Consider the following 20722-nt stretch of genomic DNA (forward strand, 5'->3'; position numbering starts at 1 on the left):
ATGCATTCGACATTTCAAGTGGTGATTTTTTAACTTAAGCCAAGTTTTTCTTTAAATTCTTTGACGTATGAACGGCTAACAGGTACTTTTGAGCCGTTGGTTAAAATTACTTGCAACGTGTTATTAAACCACGGCTGGATTTCTTGAATTTTTGTTCGATTTAAGATGAAACTTCGATGCGTTTTAATAAAGAGCGTGGCAGGTAATTTTTGTTCGATACTGTTGAGGGTCCCTGTCATCTTGTAGACCTGTTGATCTACAAAAATGCTCAGTTGCCGTTCTTCGACAGAAACGAGGTAAATATCTTCTGGCGCCACAAGATAAATGCGGTCTTCCCCTTGAATAGGTATTGCTTCAGATTTTGGTCCTTTTTCGGCAGTGTTTTCTGGGACAGCTTGACCCATTTCTTTCGATGCTTTTTCAATGACTTGTGTTATTTTTTCTTCTTCAAAAGGTTTCAAAATATAATCTTTTGCATTCACTTGAAAGGCCTTTAACGCATATTGATCATAGGCGGTTGCAAAGACCAAGTAGGGCGCTTTTTTAAGATGGGTTAATTTTTCCGCTAAATCAAACCCGCTTTCATCGGTCAAATGAATATCTAAAAATAACAAATCTGGCTTTTGATCCATCATCTCTTCCATTGCCTCCGCCACAGAATCCGCTTCTGCAACGCTCGTCACTTGCGGATGTTGGGAAACAAGATAGCTCAATTCTTCTCGTGCTAAGGGCTCATCATCAACGATTAATACGTGCATCTAATTCCTCCTGTTCCATCGGGATTTCTAAATGAACATGGCTCCCGCCTGTCTCTAAATTTTCAATTAAAAAACAACCTTCTGATCCATAAAGGTTCGCCATTCTGCGGGACAAGTTTTCCAGTGCCGTGCCGGTGCCTTTTTCCGAAGTCACTGTCGTCTTTCCTAATAGCAAGCGGCGTTCTTCAGGAATCCCTTGCCCATTGTCATACACATCCACATGTAATTTGTGTTGTTTTGCTTTGACCACTACCCGGACTTGATTGTTCTCCTTCCGGCTGCCAAATGCATGCTTGATGGTATTTTCCACTAACACCTGAATCGCATACGGCGGTACTTTTTCTGAAGCAACCGCTTCTTCCACGTCAAATGTTACTTGATAACGATTCGGAAACCGTGCTTGTTCTAATGACAAATAGGCTTTTACTTGTTCTAGTTCTTGTGAAACTGGGATCGTAGTTTGCACGGCTCCCTGCAAGTTGCCTCGAAAGTATTTGCTTAATTGGAGCAATAGTTTCCGCGCTTTTTCACTGTCTTTCCGCATTAATGCGGAAATAGTATTGATGGCATTAAAGAAGAAATGCGGGTTCACTTGCGCTTGCAAGGATTTAATTTCAGCTTCTTTAAGTAATTTTGATTGTACTTCCGCTTCACCTAATTCAATTTGTGAAGAAAAAATTGTCCCAAGACCTTCTGCTAACTGTTCCTCGACATGCGTTAATTGCGCTGGATCCGTAAAATACATTTTTAAGGTACCAACAATTTGCTGATGGGAAAATAATGGAATCACAATCGCCGCTTGCAACGGACAATTAGGGTCCGAACAACCAACTTCTTCTTTGGCATGCGCGATGGTCATTTGGCCCGTCCGTAACACTTCCCGAGAAAGCTCCGTGATGACTTCTAGCTCTGGAATATGATGGTCGCTTCCTGCGCCAACATGAGCTAAAATTTGATGACTGTTTGTCATGCTAATCGCACTGACTTTTGTATAATGCTTAATAATCTCCGCAACTTTTTTGCTGGAATTTTTATTGAGTCCTTCTCGAAAATATGGCAGTGTTTCCGCTGCTAATTCCAAAACATCGTGCGTCTGAACCGCTTTGGCCTGCTCTTCTTGTTTCAATGTCGTCGTTAGAATCGACATAAAAATGAACGTTCCTACGCTATTTAACAAAATCATCGGCAGCGCAATAAAACGAACCAACGTGGCCCCATCCGCTAGATCACCGCTGAAAAAGAAAATAAAAATCATCTGAATCATTTCCATGCACGCTCCGACAATGGCAGAAAAGCCGGCAGACGGAAAAACGGTTTGCTTTGCCATGCGGCTCCCTAAAAAACCGGCAATTAAGCCAACAATTAAAGAAGCAGGCACATAAAAGAAACTATGCCCCCCGCCTTGAATAACCCGATGAAAGCCAGCAATTAAACCAACCGTACTGCCGACAATCGGACCACCCACTAATCCAGAAACGCCAATTACTAACGTACGCGTATTCGCAATAGAAGCATTGCTGCTTAAATAGGTTAGTAAATTGTTGGGAACAATCTGATTCTTAGCGATTTCGATACCTGTAAAATTAGAAATAATAGCAAATAAACCAAAAATCAAAATCAATTGAACTTTTGAAGACATTTTTTCACGACTTAATAAAACACGCTTAAAATAAGGCACATTCACTAAAAGAAAGGCCAGTAAAATAATTAAGCCCACCCGTTCCATCATTAAAATAAATAATTCGACCACACCGGCACCTCCTTCCTATTAACTATACTATAAATCAAGGAAAAGAAAAAAATGAAGCTTCTCAAAAAAGAGGCTTCATTTTTTCTATTCATTAAAACGCAGGAATATTGGCGCCTTTAGAATTTTTCTTGATGTATTCAGCAACTTCTTTTGTTGTCATCGCTTCTTTTAAAACCTTGATCTTTTCGCTATCTTTTTCGCCTTTACGTGTCACAACTTGCAATGCGTAATGTTTACTTGCTTCTTCATCTTCTAACAAGATCGCATCTTTCGTTGTTAAACCAGCAGGTTCTAAGTAGGCTGGGTAGCAGAACACCATAGCGATGTCTTTTTCATCATAGGCTTTAGCTAAATTCAGTAAATCAATGCTTTCAAAAGTGATGTTTTTAGGATTTTCCACGACATCTGCCACCGTACCGTTAAAGCCGACACCTTCTTTTAATTTAATCACACCGTTTGCATTTAAAATTGCTAAAGCACGACCTTCATTGGTTGGATCGCTAGGAATCCCCACTTTGGCATTTTCAGGTAAATCTTTCGCATCTTGATATTCTTTTGAATAGAAACCACCAGCAAAATAATAAATCGGTTGAACAGCCACTAAATCAGCTTTTTTCTCTTTGTTAAACATTTCCATGAAGGGTTGATGTTGCGCAAAATTAGCATCCGCTTCGTCATGTTGCACGGCATCGTTGTAGGCAACATTGTCGCTCACTTCCATAATGTTAATTTTGTACCCTTTTTTCTCAGCTTCTTTCTTGGCAATCTCCAAGATATCTTTTGAAGATTCCAATTGCACGGCAACGGTAATCTCCTTGTCTTCTTTCTGGTCTGCTTGTTTATTTCCCCCACAGGCAGCTAAAATAACTGTTGCAATAACAGCGAATGTTGCTAAATAAAACTTCTTCATTCTTTTGTCCTCCTACTTTCTTTTGTCTAGTTTTTGGGCAATGAAGTTCCCAAGCATTTGTAAAATGAAGACCAGTGCAATCATAATCACAATGGCAACATACATAATACCGTATTCATACCGTTGATACCCGACACGAACTGCAAAATCGCCAATCCCGCCGCCACCAACAACACCCATCACCGTGGAATATGAAACCATACTCACTGTCGTGGTTGTGTAAGCAAGGACTAATCCGCTACGTGCTTCCACCAATAAAAAGTGCCAAATGTATTGGACTTTCGAGGTACCTAACGAATTAGCTAAAAAATAAATTTCTTCTGGAACATCCAACAGCACTTGTTCAACCAAGCGAGCAAAAATCGCGATCGCAACAATACTCAATGGCACAGATGAAGGAATTGGGCCAAACGCCTTTCCTAAAACAGAACGAGTGACTGGAATCAACGCAATCACAAATAATAAATAAGGAAACGAGCGAATAACAGTTACAATGAAATTTAAAACCCAATACAGCCAAGGTTGATGTCCTTTGACTTTCGGATTAGCCAAAAATAGTCCTAAGCCTAAAGGCAAGCCAACAAGCAAACAGATAGCCATCGAAATCGACATCATAATCCCTGTTTCTTTTAAACCAACCAGCATAGATGGCCAATATTCGGCAAAGGTTTCTGAAAAAGTCATGGACGCAAACTCCTTTCCACTTTTTCTAAATAGGAAAGCGGTTCTTCCTCATATTGCTGAGGATTATTCAGAAATTCGCCAATTAACTGACCTTTTTCCATCACTAAGATACGATTACATAAGCGCTTCACGGTTTCTAATTCGTGACTGACAAAGAAAATAGTCGGTCGGAATTCCTGATGCGTCTTATGTAATAGTCGAACGACACTTTCTGTATTTTCTTCATCTAATGAACTCGTTGCCTCGTCACATAATAACCATTTTGGATTACGGCTCAACGCTCGAGCAATAGAGACACGCTGTTTTTCCCCACCAGAAAGCTGAGCAGGATACGCTTCTGCCTTATGGGCCATATCAACAAACGTTAATAAACGCTCAATTTTTTCAGGCTGTTTCTCTTTTAAAAGTTTCAAAGGCAACGCAACATTATCATAAATTTTCAAATTTTCTAACAAATTGTAATGCTGAAACACCATCCCCATTTGTTGTTGCTGCTGGCGAACTTCTTTTTTAGAGAAGGTTTGAACATTTCTGCCATCAATACGAATCTCCCCTTCACTCGGTTGTTCCATTAAATTCAACAAACGTAACAACGTGGACTTGCCAGAGCCACTTTTCCCAACAATCCCAACGATTTCTCCTGGTTGGACAGAAAAGTGAATATTTTTTAACGCGTGTGTCTCTTGATAGACTTTCGACACATTCACTAACTCAATCATGATTACCTCCTAAAGGCCGACAAACAAACTATAACAACTAAAAAAACTGTATAACAATTAAAGTAATTCTGTGAAACGATTTAAAAAAACTATTACGAATTAAAAAATAACACACGTTTCAAAAAACAGCGTTATACCAGAGATGTAACTACTTACATCATCTACTAAAACAGAAAAAAAAGCAACCTTTTTATTTGTGAAAAAAACACTATCTGTTTTTTGTCTGTATTATTTTGTACAAATGAATTAAAAATTTCCTGTTTCTACAGCTATTTCCCCACGCTCCTCTAAAAAAAGACATTCTCAGAAACAAGGCATCCAAAATGGGAAAAGCGCTCGTAACGATAATGTCTCTAATAGTTTACTTTTTAAAGACAACTGTTTCTTCGACAGTAATTCTTTCAGCCAATGATTGAATCACTGGACAGTTTGGGGCGACAAGCTTCAAACACCTTGTCGCCCGTGCTTGAAAGGCTTCTGGAACAGACACATAAAAGAGAATCGTCACCTGTTTTAATGGTTGTGCGCGTCTCTCTACTTCTCTTGAATACGTGACTTCTATTTTTTCAAACTCAAAGGGAATGTGCGAATTTTCCAAAACGGATTGATACACGTACCCCCCACAAGCGCCAATTGCCGAAACGAGCATTTGAACTGGCGAATATCCCTCTTCTTTTGCTAACACCCAGCGCGCTGTTTTCGTTTGTAATTCAAATTTTTCCACACCACGAATAATCGTCAAACGTTCTACCATTGCCATCTTCACTCCTTTTTACTCTTTCTTAAAAGATACTACAAAACAGCGCTAAAACAAACATTTCTAACTTCTCAACTTAGCAAGTCCTAAAAAAAACAAAATTCTCACTTGACAAACAACGTAACACCTGATAATATACTTCCGTTCAAATCGTAACCATTACGATTTAGATTTTATAAATCCAAAAAGAAAGGAAGTGCCTTATGGCTAAAAAATCAAAAATTGCTAAAGCAAAAAAACAACAAGCAATGATTGCAAAATATGCGCCTATTCGCCAAGCCTTAAAAGAAGCTGGCGATTATGAAGGTCTTAGCAAATTGCCCAAAGATGCTCATCCAAGTCGCTTAAAACTCCGCGATCAAACAGATGGGCGCCCACGTGGCTACATGCGTAAATTTGGCATGTCTCGGATTCGTTTCCGTGAATTGGCTCACCAAGGCTTGATTCCTGGCGTCAAAAAAGCAAGCTGGTAACTCATTATTTCGATAAAGACAACTAGCGAGGACAGTCGCATTTGGGCTGACCTCGCAGCCCCCTTTATCTTTTATACGCAATTAAAAAAATCAAATTGGAGGACGGCACTATGCGCCAAACCATTACGTTAGCTTGCGCTGAAACTGGCGAGCGCCTTTACTTAACAAGTAAAAACAAACGAAATACACCAGAAAAATTACAGCTGAAAAAATATTCACCAAAACTACGGCGCCGCGCACTTTTCACTGAAGTCAAATAACAGGAGGAAAAATTGATGGGCATTCCAATCACCATTGTTTCTGGCTTTTTAGGCGCAGGAAAAACAACCTTAATTAACCATGCGCTTGCGCAATCACCGTTTCCTAAAGAAGAAATTATTATTATTGAAAATGAATTTGGTCAAACAGGCGTTGACCACGCATTACTTTTACAAACCACGGAACGAATTATTCAATTAAATAATGGTTGCATGTGTTGCAGCTTACGAGGAGATCTTCTTGCCTCTTTATCAGCAATCTTAGAAGTGTACCAAGAAGAACAACAACCCATTGCCCAAGTCATTTTAGAAACAACGGGCATTGCTGATCCGCAACCAATCATTCAAACAATTTTAACGACCCCGCACATCAAAAATCATTTCTATATAGACAGTCTCTTAACGGTCGTTGATGGGCATCATTGGCAACAGCAGCTTCAAGAAGCCGAAGCCATCAAACAACTGGCCTTAGCAGATCGCCTCTTTTTTTCTGTCAAGGAACCAGCAGACAGCACTCAGCTACCAACGTTCCAAGAAACCCTTCGTACCATTAATCCTTTTGCTGATATTTTATCCTTTCAAGCCAACGAGCCTCTTTTGGCTAGTGACTTTTTTCAATTAAATAAGTTTACGGCAACACTTACAGAACACGAAATGACTCATTCCCCGCATGAGCACGCCCACGAGCATCATCACCATACCTTTCACTCCCTTACGTTAACGGCGTCCTCAGCCCTCAACGAACCTCTTTTCACTCGTTGGCTTGATTGGTTAATGTATACACATCAGGAAAAGTTATACCGTTTCAAAGGGATTCTCGCCTTACAGGAGCATGACTTGGCCATTGCCATGCAAGGCGTCAACCAGCAAGTGGCCTTTCAAATGACGAATCAACCCCCTCAAGAAACGACAATTGTTCTGATTGGCAAAGAATTAGAGACAAAAAAAATTCAAGAAACCTTTCAAACCCTCAACAAAATAGCTACTCCGTAAATTATTTTTTACGAAATGGAGGTCCTATATATAATGGAAAAAACTGACTTATCTAGCGCTTATCGTCGACTGAAAAGTCCCAACATCAAAACACGAAAACGCGCACTTAAAATCATTAAAGAACATAAGCGCAATAAACAAAAGAAAATTGCGTAATTCACTAAAGGAGCACACCTATGAAAAAATTTACTCTTCCCCTGTTAGCCGCCTTATCGCTAATCCTTTTCGGCGCTTGCGGCAAAACAAACACCTCTGATAAAACCGCTGACGGTAAAGAAAAACTATCCATTGTCACGACTTTTTATCCTATGTACGATTTCACTAAAAATATTGTAGGCGATGAAGGAGACGTCAAATTGTTAATCCCTGCTGGTTCTGAACCACACGATTATGAACCATCCGCCAAAGATATGGCTACCATCCATGATGCGGATGTTTTCGTTTACCACAATGAAAATATGGAATCTTGGGTACCCAAAGCTGCTAAAGGCTGGAAAAAAGGAGCCCCGAACGTCATTAAAGGTACCGAAAACATGGTCTTACTTCCTGGCAGTGACGAAGACGGACACGACCATGACCACGAACATGGCGAAGAAGGCCACCACCATGAATTAGATCCGCATACTTGGGTTTCACCCCATCGTGCCATCCAAGAAGTTACAAACATCAAAGAACAATTAGTCAAACTTTACCCTAAAAAAGCCAAAACATTTGAAACAAACGCAGAAAAATACTTAACAAAATTAACGGCCTTAGACAAAGAGTTCCAAACAGCTTTGAAAGACGCTAAGCAAAAAAGTTTTGTTACCCAACATGCTGCATTTGGTTATCTTGCCTTAGATTACGGCTTAAAACAAGTGCCAATAGCTGGTTTAACACCTGAACAAGAGCCAACTGCAGGGCGCTTGGCAGAGTTGAAAAAATATGTCACAGACAACCAAATTCGCTATATTTATTTTGAAAAAAATGCCAACGATAAAATTGCTAAAACGTTAGCTGACGAAGCGAATGTTCAATTGGAAGTCCTAAACCCGCTAGAAAGTTTGACACAAAAACAAATGGACAATGGCGAAGATTATCTTTCTGTAATGAAAGAAAACTTAACTGCTTTGAAAAAAACAACAGATACAGCTGGGAAAGAGGTTCAGCCAGAAACCTCTGAAAAAACAGAAAAAAACGTGGCTAACGGCTATTTCAAAGACAGTGAGGTGGCTGAGAGAACACTGGCAGATTACGCTGGAAATTGGCAATCCGTCTATCCTTTATTAAAAGATGGCACATTAGACCAAGTCTTCGATTACAAAGCGAAACTGAAAAAAGATAAAACACCAGCCGAATACAAAACCTACTATGATGCCGGCTATCAAACCGATGTCGACCACATCAACATCACTGATTCCACCATCGAGTTTCTGGTCGATGGCAAACCACAAAAATTCACCTATAAAGCAGCCGGTTATAAAATTTTAAACTATGCAAAAGGCAACCGTGGCGTCCGTTTCCTTTTTGAAACAGACGATGCCAATGCTGGGCGGTTTAAATACGTCCAATTTAGCGACCACAACATCGCACCAACGAAAGCCGCTCATTTCCACATCTTCTTCGGCGGCGATAGCCAAGAAAGTCTGTTCAATGAAATGGACAACTGGCCAACGTATTATCCAAACGACTTAAGCAAACAAGAAATTGCCCAAGAAATGATTGCGCATTAAGCATTCAAAAGAGAGGAGGTCGGGACAGAAGTGTTTAACTCCGAGAAATAAGAAGAAATTTCCGAAAATTGTTCTTTAATTTTTGGAGAATTTCGGCTTATTTCCGAAGGAGTTGCTTCTGTTCCCGCCGTTTATCAGTTTTTGAGCGTGGAGCAAAAATCCAAAGTGATTTTTGTCCCACGCTCCTCTCTTTTTTTATTTAGTCAAGCACACCATGTTCTGCTTCAAACGTCGCTAACAACTGGCGCACTTCATCCGTTGATTTTGTATTCATTAATTGTGCTCTTAAATCACTGGCACCTGGAAAGCCTTTGACATAAATTTTGAAGAAGCGATGCAGCCCAACGATGGAGCGAGGCACCAATTCTGCATACTTGTCTTGCAAATCCAATTGTAAACGTAGCAAGCCCAGCAATTCTTGTGGCGTATGTGTTTTGGGTTCTTTTTCAAAGGCATAAGGATTTTTAAAAATCCCCCGGCCAATCATGATGCCATCTACACCATATTGTTCTGCTAATTCTAGGCCCTTTTGACGATCGGGAATATCCCCATTAATCGTAATTGTCGTTTGCGGTGCGACACGGTCCCGAATAGCCATAATTTGCGGAATGACCTCCCAATGAGCATCCACTTTGCTCATCTCTTTTCGTGTTCGCAAATGAATGGATAGATTCGCAATGTCTTGCTCTAATAAATGCGTGATCCATGCCTCCATTTCCGCCATTTCAGTAAACCCAATGCGTGTTTTGACACTAACAGGTAAGCCACCTGCTTTGGCGGCGTCAATCAATTCAGCCGCGACTTCTGGGCGCAAAATCAGCCCGCTGCCTTTTCCACGCTCAGCCACGTTGGGCACAGGACAGCCCATATTTATGTCTAATCCTTGAAAGCCCATCTCCGCTACGCCGATACTCATTTCACGGAAAAATTCCGGTTTATCCCCCCAAATATGTGCCACCATCGGCTGTTCATCTTCTGTAAAAACGAGGCGCCCGCGCACACTGTCTTTTCCTTCAGGATGACAATAACTATCTGAATTAGTAAACTCTGTAAAAAACACATCTGGTGCTCCAGCTTCTTTCACGACATGACGAAAGACCACATCAGTGACGTCTTCCATCGGTGCTAAAACAAAAAAGGGCTTTGGCAATGTTGCCCAAAAATTCTTGCTCATCTTCATATACTCCGTTTCTGATTTTTTCTTTATTTTCAACGACAATTGTCGACATATTCTGGTGCGAAACATTGCTATTATACAGGGAAATGCACGAAGAATCAAAAAAGGCATACTTAGAAACAAGAAAACTGTCTGAATCTGCTCGCTAGAATGAGTGATTCAGACAGTTTAATCTTTTTACGGCTTAACTACGTAAGCCACGCCCTGTTTCTACAAGGTACCAACAAATGCCATATAAAACGACAATAAATAAGATTAAAATGGTCATAGAAATACCAATTGGCACATCTTGAACCCCTAGGAAACCGTAGCGGAACCCAGAAATCATGTAAACAATCGGATTAACTTTTGAGACAGCTTGCCAAAATGGCGGCAACATGGAAATGGCATAGAAAACCCCACCCAAATAGGTTAAAGGCTGTAACACAAAGGTCGGCACAATCGATACATCATCATAGGATTGCGCAAAAATACCATTTAACAAACCAGCTAAAGAAAAGAGAATCGCTGTCATCAATAAAGTCATGATGACCATCAGCCAAGAAACAACGTGCAATGGGACGAAAAATAGAGAAATGATGGTGACTAACGCACCGACCAAAATACTACGACCAACGCCACCAATCACAAATCCCCAAATAATCACATGAGTTGGAACTGGCGCCACGAGAATTTCTTCGATATTTTTCTGGAATTTTTGTGAGAAAAAGGAAGATGAAACATTGGCGTACGAGCTTGTAATGGCTGACATCATAATTAAACCTGGCACGATAAATTCCATATAAGAAAAACCGCCCATGTCGCCAATTCGCCCGCCAATCATTTTCCCAAAAATCACAAAATATAAGGACGTCGTAATCACTGGCGGTACCAGTGTTTGGACCCAAATCCGTAAATAACGGTTGGTTTCCTTCACAGCTAAACTTTTTAAAGCAGTAAAATACAGACTAAACATGTTGATCCTCCCTTTGGTACGTATCCTCGGTAATCTTCAAGAAGAGCTCTTCCAAACGGTTGGACTTATTCCGCATTGACAATACTTTGATTCCTTGTTGACTTAGCTGTTCAAACAAGTGATTGACTCCTTGGTTTCGTTCCACTTCCACCGCTAACGTTAGCTCGTCCTCAAACACACTTTGATAGCCTTCAATAACTGGCGCCTGCGTATAAGGTGCTAAATCAAAAATAAACGTTTCAAATTGTAATTTTGCTAACAAGTGCTTCATGCTGGTGTTTTCAATCAATTCACCAGACTGAATAATCCCAATGTTGCGACACAACATCTCAGCTTCTTCTAAGTAATGGGTCGTCAAAATAATCGTGGTTCCCTGCGCATTTAACTCTTGTAAAAAGGCCCACATTTCACGGCGCAATTCAATATCGACACCTGCAGTTGGTTCATCTAAAATCAATAACTTCGGCTCATGCATCAGCGCACGAGCAATCATCAAGCGACGTTTCATTCCGCCAGAAAGCATTCGAGCCCGTTCGTTCCGTTTTTCCCATAAATTGGATTGTTTTAAATACTTTTCACTCCGTTTCATGGCTTCTTTACGAGACACCCCATAATAGCCCGCTTGATTGACCACAATCTGTTGGACCGTTTCAAACGGATTGAAGTTAAACTCCTGCGGCACTAACCCAATCTGTTGCTTCGCCCGCACCATTTCCGTATCTAAATCATACCCAAAAATTTTGACTTTCCCCGAAGTCTTATTAACTAACGAGGTCACAATCCCAATCGTCGTTGATTTTCCTGCGCCATTCGGTCCCAAAAGAGCATAAAAATCGCCTTCTTCGACTGTTAAATCAATCCCCCGCAACGCTTCAACACCTGAAGCGTACACTTTGCGTAAATCTTGTATCACAAGAGCATCAGTCATTCGTAACTCTCCTTAATGTATAAATATTCATGAGTATTATTGTAACACTTCTCGATAAAAACGGGGGTTATTTTGATTAAATTTCACAGTTTTGCTTAGCTATTTTTCAACAACAAACTAGCCAACGATTAACGTGTTTATTTTGACTCGAAACTGTTTAAACAGTTTCGAGAGCGTTAAAACCCTTTCAAATAAAGGATTTAGAGTTCTCTTTTTTTGGCATAGAACTTGCTTTATATAAAAGTGAGGTGAAAAGAATGAAAAGAAAATTTTTAATTGCTAGTCACGGAAACTTAGCGAAAGGCTTCCAAAGTTCCTTGGATATTCTCGCAGACAAAGGAAAAGAGCTGGCGGTCATCAATGCCTATGTGACTCCTGAGGACTACACGCCAATTATTCAAACGTTTCTTCAGTCCCTTGGCGCAGAAGAACAAGCTATTATTTTAACAGATTTATATGGTGGTAGTGTCAATCAAAAAATTGTTCAAGAAGTCATGACGACAAAACCAGACAATGTTTTTATCATTTCCAATGCCAACTTAGCCATTGCCTTGTCGCTGATTTTCTTAAAAGAAGGCGAAAAGCTAACCAAAGAAGATATTCAAGCAGCAATTGCTGAAGCACAAATTCAATTCGTTGAATTAAACCCATCAAATGAAGAAGAAAACTTTTTTTAGGAGGAAATTAAAATGATTACACAAGTACGAGTAGACGACAGATTAATTCACGGCCAAGTAGCCGTAGTTTGGACCAAAGAATTGAATGCCCCCTTATTAGTTGTAGCGAATGATGAAGCAGCCAAAAACGAAGTAATGCAAATGACGTTAAAAATGGCTGTCCCTAATGGCATGAAACTATTAATTCGCTCAGTTGATGATGCGATTGATGTCTTCAATGATCCTCGTGGTAAAGACAAACGAATTTTTGTAATTGTGAACAGTGTAGCGGATGCTACTAAAATTGCGAAAAACGTGACAGATATTGAAAGTGTGAATGTTGCCAACGCTGGCCGCTTTGATAAATCAGATCCAGCCACCAAAACAATGGTTTTCCCAAGTGTCCAATTAAACCCTGAAGAGTTAGAAGCTGCCAAAGAATTAGCCAGTTTGACTCACGTGGAAAGCTATAACCAAGTCCTGCCAACCAACTCAAAATTAAGTCTAAAACAAGCCGTCAATTAAAAGGAGGAAATGAACAATGCTTATGCATGCAACAATGGCAGCCTTAGCTGTATTTATCTGTTTTGCTGGGAATTATTTAACTGGTCAAAGTATGATGGAACGTCCCTTAGTCGTTGGATTAGTCACAGGAATTTTAATGGGCGACATGAAAACAGGGGTTCTAATGGGGGCCTCTTTAGAAGCAATTTTCTTAGGAAATGTTAATATCGGTGGTGTTATCGCAGCGGAACCTGTAACTGCGACTACTTTAGCCACAACGTTTGCAATTATTTCAAATGTCGAACAAAAAGCCGCCATGACGTTAGCCGTGCCAATTGGGATGTTAGCCGCTTTCGTGGTGATGTTTTTAAAAAATGTCTTTATGAATATCTTTGCTCCTTCTCTTGACAAAGCAGCACGTGAAGGCAACCAAAAAATGGTTGTGACACTGCATTACGGAACGTGGATTATTTATTATTTAATCATCGCTTCGATTTCATTTATCGGAATTTTAGCAGGAAGCGGGCCAGTAAATCTGTTTGTTGAAAGTATTCCACAAAATTTGATGAACGGCTTAAGCGCAGCTGGCGGACTTTTACCTGCCGTTGGGTTTGCTATGTTAATGAAACTGTTATGGGATAATAAATTAGCCGTCTTTTACATTTTAGGCTTTGTTTTAACCGCGTACCTACAATTACCAGCCGTTGCGGTGGCGGTCATCGGGACAGTAATTTGTGTCGTGAGTGCCCAACGGGATGTAGAATTTCGCGACATTCTAAAAAGAAAACCTGCGGCGTCTTCTGCGGTTGAAGGCAGCGCGAAAGAAATCGAAGAGGAGGACTTTTTCGCATGAAGTTAAAAGAGAATTTATCTAAAGAAGAGAAAAAAATGATGCGCTCTGTTTTCTGGCGTTCTTGGACGATGAACGCTAGCCGGACAGGAGCTACACAATACCACGCAGTGGGTGTCATGTACACTTTACTCCCAGTTATCAATCGTTTTTATAAAACCAAGGAAGAACGGGCCGAGGCATTGGTGCGTCACACCACTTGGTTCAATGCAACCATGCATATCAATAACTTCATCATGGGGCTCGTTGCTTCGATGGAAAAACAAAACAGTGAAGACGAAAATTTTGATGCTAGCTCTATTACAGCAGTTAAAGCCTCACTAATGGGGCCACTTTCAGGCATCGGTGATTCCTTCTTCTGGGGCATCTTACGTGTTATCGCTGCTGGGATTGGGATTTCATTAGCCAGCACTGGTTCGCCATTAGGGGCGATTGTCTTCTTACTTTTATACAACGTCCCTGCGTTCTTAATTCACTATTATGCGTTGTATAGCGGCTACTCAATCGGTGAAAGTTTTATCCAAAAAATGTACGAATCAGGCGGAATGAAGATACTCACAAAAGTATCGAGTATGCTAGGCTTAATGATGATGGGCAGTATGACTGCTTCGAATGTAAAATTCAAAACGATTCTTGAAGTTTCCGTTAAAGGAAGCGAAGACGTAGTTAAAATCCAAGACTATTTGGATCAACTATTCGTCGGTATCGTACCATTAGCCGTGACGTTACTTGCTTTCTGGCTATTACGCAAAAAAGTCAATGTTAACGTAGTGATGTTTGGCATCATGTTCTTAGGCATCTTGCTAGGATTACTAGGCATCTGTTAAAATTGAAACAATAAACATTTAATCATTAAACACTTAGAGCCTGAGATAAAAATCCAAAGTGATTTTTATCTCAGGCTTAAAAGCTAATAAACGGCGGGAACAGAAGCAACCCCTGTCCCGACCTCTCTTTTGGAAGGACGATGAATCATGCGCTTGGAGACCTACCAACACTTAGTTGATATTTTAGAAACCAGCAACACCCCGATGAGCACACAAGAAATTGCCACAAAAATTCAATTAAGCCGCTCGGTAACCAGCTTATACTTAAATAAATTATTGGAAAAAGGTGAAGTCCAACAAACGGGAAAAAAACCCGTTTATTGGCAATTAACCCGTGCAACAACCCCCACGACCGATGTGTTTCGACAATACATCGGTAGCCAAGGCAGCGCCAAAAAAGCCATCGAACAATGCAAAGCCGCTATGTTGTATCCCCCATTGGGTATGCCTTTATTAATCCATGGAGCCAGTGGTGTCGGCAAAAGCTTTTTGGCAAAGCTGATTTATGAGTATCTGAAAAATGAACAAATCATTGGCCTGGAAAAATTCTACACCTTTAACTGTGCCGATTATGCCAACAATCCCGAATTGCTATCATCCATTCTCTTCGGCCATACCAAAGGCGCATTTACTGGAGCTGAATCAGAAAAGCAAGGACTCTTGGCCCAAGCCAATAATTCCGTACTCTTTTTAGATGAAGTACATCGATTATCCAATGAAAACCAAGAAAAACTCTTTCAGTTTATGGATACAGGGACCTTCCGCCCCATTGGTGAAGAAGGAAAAATGGTGCATTCCAAGGTCCGGCTACTATTTGCGACCACCGAAAACCCGAAAAAAGTCTTATTGCCAACCTTTTATCGCCGAATTTCCGTAATCGTCTCACTTCCGAACTTCAAAGAGCGCCCCATTCGAGAACGGATTGCGATTTTAAAAAACTTATTCCACCGAGAAGCGAAACGAATGACCAAAGACATCAACGTGGACGAAGAAATCTTTACGGCATTATTAGAAAATGACGAACCTGGCAACGTGGGGAGTTTATCCAACAAAGTGCAGCTCCTTTGCGCGTCGCAATTACGAAAAACTTTGCCCAATCAACCTGTCGTCATTGGCGATGCGACTCAACCAATGATTGCGATTCCTTTAGACAAAGAAGTGTTAGAAGAAGACACACTTTCTTCCGATATTTTCGCAACATTTGAAGCCTTATTTACAAAAGAAAAAACACTGGCCCACTTAAAAACTGAACTGACACAATTCATTAAATATTGTTTAGACGATGAAATAACCTTAGAAAATGATTATTTTTTACAAAACCTAGTCACGGAAGTCCAAACCAAAAACAAACTAATTATTAACCAACCTGAACAAACTGAAAAACCGATGAAAGATGTTGCCAAATTGCTGAAAATTTTACCGCCAACATTTAACGAAACAGTGTTCCTTCCAGTCCAAACACAATTAAAAGAACACTATCCGCGAACGGTTTCCCTCGTCAAAAACTTAGTCAGTCCGCTGCCAGAAGAATACCGTTTCTTGACAGAGGTACTCTTATCTGTATTACTTAGCGGAGAAATTTCTGAAACGATTCCTTACCAAGCGCTCCTCGTGGCGCATGGTGAATCGACTGCCACAAGTATTCAAGCCGTTGCCAACAAATTATGTGGTACCTATATTTTCGATGCGATTAACATGCCCTTAACCTCTTCCGTCCGAGATATCGTCGCCGAAGTTAAAGACTGGCTTTCTCAGCGGGACACATCACAAGGCGTCATTATGCTCGTCGATATGGGTTCCCTGACACAACTTTATAAAAGTTTGAAACCGCAAATTCTTGGAGAACTTTTGGTGATCAATAACCTGACCACTGCCTATGCGTTGGAAATTGGTCATCAATTAATGAACGAACAACTTTTCTATGGTATTGCTAAAACCGCTGAAAAAAAATTTAAAACCGATGTACAGTACTTTGAAGGCTTTTCAGTGGAAAAAAATATCATTGTCTCTAGTATTTCAGGTCTGGATATTGCCAAGCAAATCAAACAAATCTGTCAAAAATACCTGTATACTGATATTAAAGTCATTACTCTAAAATACAAAGATTTGGTAAACACGTTAGACATTGCCAACGCCGAAGAAAATTATTTAAAAGAAACCTCGCTCATTTTGACGACGTCTTACTTAGACAACCATACGAATGTTGCTAGCGTGAATCTCTTAGACATGTTAGACGAAGATGCAGGAACACAGTTGATGGAACCTTTCCAAAACTTGATGCATCCCAATAACATTGATAGCATGATTAACGAATTTGTTCACTTCTTCTCGAAAGAAGGCTTGTCAGAAAAACTAGAATTTCTAAATCCTGACGTCATTATTAAACAAGTCGAAAACGTTACAAAAAACATTGAAAAACGCTTCGACCTCACACTCAGCGGCAAAATGAAATTTAACTTAATGATGCACAACGCGCTCATGGTAGAGCGGACAATGCTCGGCGTTGAAGACTATGAAATCCCTGCTAACCTCGAGGAACTAACCATTAACCAAAAACCATTTTTCCAAAATGCTAAAAACATTTTCTATACCCTAGAACAGTTTTATCGAATAGAGATTTCCAACTGGGAACTCTATGTGATTTATGAAATTTTGTCTTCTCGGTGAGAGGGGATGGGAAAAGCCACTTTCCTCTGGAAAGTGGCTTTTTTTAGTTTTTTGTTTAGTAAGATATTTCAGTCTGCTCCTTGTTACTCTCTTCTTTAGAACTCAGATTTTTTTCAGTAATATCTTCTTTTAAACTTTCCTTATTTTCTTTTCCATCATTATCAAAATCTATAAATTCATCCATACTGTCTTGTGTTTTCAGTACGTCTGTTTGATTCATATCAGGATTTTCCTTAAATTTTGATTCACTAACTATATCTTTTACTGCCCCACTATTCACATACCCACAGAATGTGTTTCCTTGATACAATTCATGATAAGATGCATTATTGGTAGAGTTATAAAATACTCGGTTTACCGTGTATGCATTCCCAGCTACTGACATCCCTAATTTCCCTTGATAATTTAAATCTTTCCAAAGTGTTGTCGTACTGTTTGTTAAAATTACTTGTTTTTTATCAAACGTTTCTATTGGTGTATATTCAAACACATTCTCTTTTACATAACCTACCCATTCCGACATTGTCTCGTCTCTATACAATGAATGTAAGATTGTTCCATTTCCTAGATCGTAAGAAACATTAGAATAATAAATTCTTCCCCGCTCTGTCTTTCCTCTGATATTTGTTTGTTCATAATTACCAAAAATCTCTTGGTTATCTTCTGTCACCGTCACATATTTTTTAATAGATTCACTAACTATATCTTTTACTGCCCCGCTATTCACATACCCATAGAATGTGTTTCCTCGATACAATTCATAATAAGATGCATTATTGGTAGAGTTATAAAATACTCGGTTTACCGTGTATGCATTCCCAGCCACTGACATCCCTAATTTCCCTTGATAATTTAAATCTTTCCAAAGTGTTGTCGTACTGTTTGTTAAAATTACTTGTTTTTTATCAAACGTTTCTATTGGTGTATATTCAAACACATTCTCTTTTACATAACCTACCCATTCCGACATTGTCTCGTCTCTATACAATGAATGTAAGATTGTTCCATTTCCTAGATCGTAAGAAACATTAGAATAATAAATTCTTCCCCGCTCTGTCTTTCCTCTGATATTTGTTTGTTCATAATTACCAAAAATCTCTTGGTTATCTTCTGTCACCGTCACATATTTTTTAATAGATTCACTAACTATATCTTTTACTGCCCCGCTATTCACATACCCATAGAATGTGTTTCCTCGATACAATTCATAATAAGATGCATTATTGGTAGAGTTATAAAATACTCGGTTTACCGTGTATGCATTCCCAGCCACTGACATCCCTAATTTCCCTTGATAATTTAAATCTTTCCAAAGTGTTGTCGTACTGTTTGTTAAAATTACTTGTTTTTTATCAAACGTTTCTATTGGTGTATATTCAAACACATTCTCTTTTACATAACCTACCCATTCCGACATTGTCTCGTCTCTATACAATGAATGTAAGATTGTTCCATTTCCTAGATCGTAAGAAACATTAGAATAATAAATTCTTCCCCGCTCTGTCTTTCCTCTGATATTTGTTTGTTCATAATTACCAAAAATCTCTTGGTTATCTTCTGTCACCGTCACATATTTTTTAATAGATTCACTAACTATATCTTTTACTGCCCCGCTATTCACATACCCACAGAATGTGTTTCCTCGATACAATTCATGATAAGATGCATTATTGGTAGAGTTATAGAATACTCGGTTTACCGTGTATGCATTCCCAGCTACTGACATCCCTAATTTCCCTTGATAATTTAAATCTTTCCAAAGTGTTGTCGTACTGTTTGTTAAAATTACTTGTTTTTTATCAAACGTTTCTATTGGTGTATATTCAAACACATTCTCTTTTACATAACCTACCCATTCTGCTGCAGTCTCATCTTTGTACAATGAATACAGAACACTACCGTCGCCTAAATTATAGCCTATCGTAGTATAATAAATTCTTCCTCTCTCTGTTTTCCCTTTAGTACTTGTCAATTCGATATTACCAAAAATATCGTGATTAGCCTCTGTGATAGTGCTATATTTATTAACTGTTTGCGTTGTTATATCTTTTACTGCCCCACTATTCACATACCCACAGAACGTGTTCCCTCGATACAATTCATGATAAGATGCATTATTGGTAGAGTTATAGAATACTCGATTTACCGTGTATGCATTCCCAGCTACTGACATCCCTAATTTCCCTTGATAATTTAAATCTTTCCAAAGTGTTGTCGCATTATTCGTTAAAGAAACTTTTTTTCTGTTAAAAGTTTCTAACTGTGTAAATTCTGAAGATCCTTGTCTTAAATATCCAATCCAGGCTGTTCCTTTTTCATCTTCATATACAGAGTACAATAATTGTCCGTTAGACAATTTGTACGCTATCTTTACATAATAAATTCTTCCTCTAACTGTTTTTGCTTTTTTGGTAGTACACTCAATATTTTCAAAAAAATCTTGTCCATCTTTAGTTATAGTAATATATTTATTAATAGCTTGTTTTTCAGGAGAAGAGGATATATCTTTAAAATGTATATACCCATCAACAGAGTTTTTACTAATCCATCTAGAATTATATCTTCCTGTATATCCATAATTATATTCTTCAATCAAAACTCTATCCCCATCAACTGCCGCTACCCAAGCTACATGATACATACTGTTCCAATAGGCTACTGATCCTCTTCTGGGTATCATATCTACCTTATAGCCTTGCCTTCTAGCATTATTTCCCCATTGGTTAGCATTCCAGTCTAAACCATCACGTCTAATATCAAACTTATTTTCCACACTCAATCGATTTGCCACAAAGGAAGTACAGTATCTTGTAGCCATACCCCAATCATCAGTAGTTGCACCTAAAGGCAGATTTTTCCATTTAGCAGGATAATCATCACCTATTACTTTATCTTCTGCATTTACTACCCCTGATTTAAAAGAAAAGCTCATAACAACTAATAAAATCCCTAAAAACGCCCATATTTTTTTATTCTTTCTCATAAAATAACCCTTTCATATAAATATATTTTATAACATTTAAATTATAACACTTAAAGTTGTGAATTAAAACACAATCACGACTAAAGTTATTAAATGTTTTGTAAATAAAACAAAGATATAAAATACCGATTTTTCATGCTATACACTTTCCGACTCCGTCAC

Annotated in this window: 20 protein-coding genes; 10 read left to right on the plus strand and 10 right to left on the minus strand. The window is 39.1% G+C overall.

Annotation, left to right across the window (positions count from 1 at the left end):
• Positions 1-29: 29 nt before the first annotated feature.
• From IGL36_RS12800 to IGL36_RS12825, 6 genes are all read right to left on the minus strand, one after another.
• Positions 30-758: a LytR/AlgR family response regulator transcription factor gene (locus tag IGL36_RS12800; protein WP_002367483.1), complete on the minus strand. Its 729-nt coding sequence runs from the start codon at positions 756-758 to the stop codon at positions 30-32.
• Complete coding sequence (locus IGL36_RS12805; protein ID WP_002367484.1) at positions 739-2508, minus strand: sensor histidine kinase; 1770 nt, start codon at positions 2506-2508, stop codon at positions 739-741. The genes IGL36_RS12800 and IGL36_RS12805 overlap by 20 nt, the downstream gene beginning before the upstream one ends.
• Positions 2509-2599: 91 nt before the next feature.
• The gene (locus IGL36_RS12810) at positions 2600-3418 is read right to left on the minus strand and encodes a MetQ/NlpA family ABC transporter substrate-binding protein (RefSeq protein WP_002354826.1); all 819 of its coding nucleotides are present in this window, start codon (positions 3416-3418) and stop codon (positions 2600-2602) included.
• Between the two features lie 12 nt (positions 3419-3430).
• On the minus strand, positions 3431-4102 hold the full coding sequence (locus IGL36_RS12815; RefSeq protein ID WP_002368484.1) for a methionine ABC transporter permease: 672 nt from the start codon (positions 4100-4102) through the stop codon (positions 3431-3433).
• Positions 4099-4821: a methionine ABC transporter ATP-binding protein gene (locus IGL36_RS12820; RefSeq protein WP_002354824.1), complete on the minus strand. Its 723-nt coding sequence runs from the start codon at positions 4819-4821 to the stop codon at positions 4099-4101. The genes IGL36_RS12815 and IGL36_RS12820 overlap by 4 nt, the downstream gene beginning before the upstream one ends.
• A 361-nt stretch (positions 4822-5182) precedes the next feature.
• Positions 5183-5581, minus strand: coding sequence for an OsmC family protein (locus tag IGL36_RS12825; protein WP_002398194.1), 399 nt, complete (start codon positions 5579-5581; stop codon positions 5183-5185).
• 200 nt (positions 5582-5781) lie between these two features.
• Between IGL36_RS12825 and rpsN the strand changes: the two genes are divergently transcribed.
• The 5 genes from rpsN (at position 5782) to IGL36_RS12850 (ending at position 9013) form a co-directional block, all read left to right on the plus strand.
• Entirely contained in the window at positions 5782-6051 is a 270-nt protein-coding gene (gene rpsN, locus IGL36_RS12830) for a 30S ribosomal protein S14 (RefSeq protein ID WP_002354822.1), read from the plus strand.
• 110 nt (positions 6052-6161) lie between these two features.
• Positions 6162-6311, plus strand: coding sequence for a 50S ribosomal protein L33 (gene rpmG, locus IGL36_RS12835; RefSeq protein WP_002354818.1), 150 nt, complete (start codon positions 6162-6164; stop codon positions 6309-6311).
• A gap of 15 nt (positions 6312-6326) precedes the next feature.
• Positions 6327-7301 (plus strand): CobW family GTP-binding protein, encoded by a 975-nt coding sequence (locus IGL36_RS12840; protein WP_002367488.1) that lies wholly within the window; start codon positions 6327-6329, stop codon positions 7299-7301.
• 33 nt (positions 7302-7334) lie between these two features.
• Positions 7335-7457 carry a putative metal homeostasis protein gene (locus IGL36_RS12845; protein WP_002383181.1) on the plus strand — a complete coding sequence of 41 codons (123 nt, stop codon included), beginning with the start codon at positions 7335-7337 and terminating at the stop codon, positions 7455-7457.
• A gap of 20 nt (positions 7458-7477) precedes the next feature.
• The gene (locus tag IGL36_RS12850; protein ID WP_002398195.1) at positions 7478-9013 is read left to right on the plus strand and encodes a zinc ABC transporter substrate-binding protein AdcA; all 1536 of its coding nucleotides are present in this window, start codon (positions 7478-7480) and stop codon (positions 9011-9013) included.
• Positions 9014-9212: 199 nt separating this feature from the next.
• Here the strand turns inward: IGL36_RS12850 and IGL36_RS12855 are convergent, their stop codons facing one another.
• The 3 genes from IGL36_RS12855 to IGL36_RS12865 all read right to left on the minus strand — a co-directional run bounded on the left by IGL36_RS12855 (position 9213) and on the right by IGL36_RS12865 (position 12073).
• Positions 9213-10187, minus strand: coding sequence for a tRNA dihydrouridine synthase (locus IGL36_RS12855; RefSeq protein ID WP_002413934.1), 975 nt, complete (start codon positions 10185-10187; stop codon positions 9213-9215).
• Between the two features lie 187 nt (positions 10188-10374).
• The gene (locus IGL36_RS12860) at positions 10375-11145 is read right to left on the minus strand and encodes an ABC transporter permease (protein ID WP_002354811.1); all 771 of its coding nucleotides are present in this window, start codon (positions 11143-11145) and stop codon (positions 10375-10377) included.
• On the minus strand, positions 11138-12073 hold the full coding sequence (locus tag IGL36_RS12865; RefSeq protein ID WP_002354809.1) for an ABC transporter ATP-binding protein: 936 nt from the start codon (positions 12071-12073) through the stop codon (positions 11138-11140). Before IGL36_RS12865 ends, IGL36_RS12860 begins: the two co-directional genes overlap by 8 nt.
• Before the next feature lie 257 nt (positions 12074-12330).
• Between IGL36_RS12865 and IGL36_RS12870 the strand changes: the two genes are divergently transcribed.
• From IGL36_RS12870 to IGL36_RS12890, 5 genes are all read left to right on the plus strand, one after another.
• Positions 12331-12750 carry a PTS sugar transporter subunit IIA gene (locus IGL36_RS12870; protein ID WP_002354802.1) on the plus strand — a complete coding sequence of 140 codons (420 nt, stop codon included), beginning with the start codon at positions 12331-12333 and terminating at the stop codon, positions 12748-12750.
• A gap of 12 nt (positions 12751-12762) precedes the next feature.
• Complete coding sequence (locus IGL36_RS12875; protein ID WP_002354800.1) at positions 12763-13254, plus strand: PTS system mannose/fructose/N-acetylgalactosamine-transporter subunit IIB; 492 nt, start codon at positions 12763-12765, stop codon at positions 13252-13254.
• A 16-nt stretch (positions 13255-13270) separates the two neighbouring features.
• Positions 13271-14086 carry a PTS mannose/fructose/sorbose/N-acetylgalactosamine transporter subunit IIC gene (locus IGL36_RS12880; RefSeq protein ID WP_002365419.1) on the plus strand — a complete coding sequence of 272 codons (816 nt, stop codon included), beginning with the start codon at positions 13271-13273 and terminating at the stop codon, positions 14084-14086.
• Entirely contained in the window at positions 14083-14910 is an 828-nt protein-coding gene (locus tag IGL36_RS12885) for a PTS system mannose/fructose/sorbose family transporter subunit IID (protein ID WP_002360964.1), read from the plus strand. The genes IGL36_RS12880 and IGL36_RS12885 overlap by 4 nt, the downstream gene beginning before the upstream one ends.
• 147 nt (positions 14911-15057) lie before the next feature.
• The gene (locus IGL36_RS12890) at positions 15058-17577 is read left to right on the plus strand and encodes a sigma 54-interacting transcriptional regulator (protein ID WP_002398196.1); all 2520 of its coding nucleotides are present in this window, start codon (positions 15058-15060) and stop codon (positions 17575-17577) included.
• 55 nt (positions 17578-17632) lie between these two features.
• Here the strand turns inward: IGL36_RS12890 and IGL36_RS12895 are convergent, their stop codons facing one another.
• Positions 17633-20560 (minus strand): CHAP domain-containing protein, encoded by a 2928-nt coding sequence (locus IGL36_RS12895; protein WP_430609056.1) that lies wholly within the window; start codon positions 20558-20560, stop codon positions 17633-17635.
• Between the last annotated feature and the right edge of the window lie 162 nt (positions 20561-20722).

This window comes from Enterococcus sp. AZ011, from assembly GCF_050548355.1.
Taxonomy (GTDB): Bacteria; Bacillota; Bacilli; order Lactobacillales; family Enterococcaceae; genus Enterococcus; species Enterococcus faecalis.

Bases quoted from the DNA above. Each gene is read 5' to 3' on its own strand.
- IGL36_RS12855 (WP_002413934.1), bottom strand. From the start codon at position 10,187: ATGAGCAAGAATTTTTGGGCAACATTGCCAAAGCCCTTTTTTGTTTTA.
- IGL36_RS12825 (WP_002398194.1), bottom strand. From the start codon at position 5,581: ATGGCAATGGTAGAACGTTTGACGATTATTCGTGGTGTGGAAAAATTT.
- rpmG (WP_002354818.1), top strand. From the start codon at position 6,162: ATGCGCCAAACCATTACGTTAGCTTGCGCTGAAACTGGCGAGCGCCTT.
- IGL36_RS12860 (WP_002354811.1), bottom strand. From the start codon at position 11,145: ATGTTTAGTCTGTATTTTACTGCTTTAAAAAGTTTAGCTGTGAAGGAA.
- IGL36_RS12800 (WP_002367483.1), bottom strand. From the start codon at position 758: ATGCACGTATTAATCGTTGATGATGAGCCCTTAGCACGAGAAGAATTG.
- IGL36_RS12880 (WP_002365419.1), top strand. From the start codon at position 13,271: ATGCTTATGCATGCAACAATGGCAGCCTTAGCTGTATTTATCTGTTTT.
- rpsN (WP_002354822.1), top strand. From the start codon at position 5,782: ATGGCTAAAAAATCAAAAATTGCTAAAGCAAAAAAACAACAAGCAATG.
- IGL36_RS12875 (WP_002354800.1), top strand. From the start codon at position 12,763: ATGATTACACAAGTACGAGTAGACGACAGATTAATTCACGGCCAAGTA.
- IGL36_RS12895 (WP_430609056.1), bottom strand. From the start codon at position 20,560: ATGAGAAAGAATAAAAAAATATGGGCGTTTTTAGGGATTTTATTAGTT.
- IGL36_RS12840 (WP_002367488.1), top strand. From the start codon at position 6,327: ATGGGCATTCCAATCACCATTGTTTCTGGCTTTTTAGGCGCAGGAAAA.
- IGL36_RS12810 (WP_002354826.1), bottom strand. From the start codon at position 3,418: ATGAAGAAGTTTTATTTAGCAACATTCGCTGTTATTGCAACAGTTATT.
- IGL36_RS12845 (WP_002383181.1), top strand. From the start codon at position 7,335: ATGGAAAAAACTGACTTATCTAGCGCTTATCGTCGACTGAAAAGTCCC.
- IGL36_RS12820 (WP_002354824.1), bottom strand. From the start codon at position 4,821: ATGATTGAGTTAGTGAATGTGTCGAAAGTCTATCAAGAGACACACGCG.
- IGL36_RS12890 (WP_002398196.1), top strand. From the start codon at position 15,058: ATGCGCTTGGAGACCTACCAACACTTAGTTGATATTTTAGAAACCAGC.
- IGL36_RS12815 (WP_002368484.1), bottom strand. From the start codon at position 4,102: ATGACTTTTTCAGAAACCTTTGCCGAATATTGGCCATCTATGCTGGTT.
- IGL36_RS12885 (WP_002360964.1), top strand. From the start codon at position 14,083: ATGAAGTTAAAAGAGAATTTATCTAAAGAAGAGAAAAAAATGATGCGC.
- IGL36_RS12870 (WP_002354802.1), top strand. From the start codon at position 12,331: ATGAAAAGAAAATTTTTAATTGCTAGTCACGGAAACTTAGCGAAAGGC.
- IGL36_RS12865 (WP_002354809.1), bottom strand. From the start codon at position 12,073: ATGACTGATGCTCTTGTGATACAAGATTTACGCAAAGTGTACGCTTCA.
- IGL36_RS12850 (WP_002398195.1), top strand. From the start codon at position 7,478: ATGAAAAAATTTACTCTTCCCCTGTTAGCCGCCTTATCGCTAATCCTT.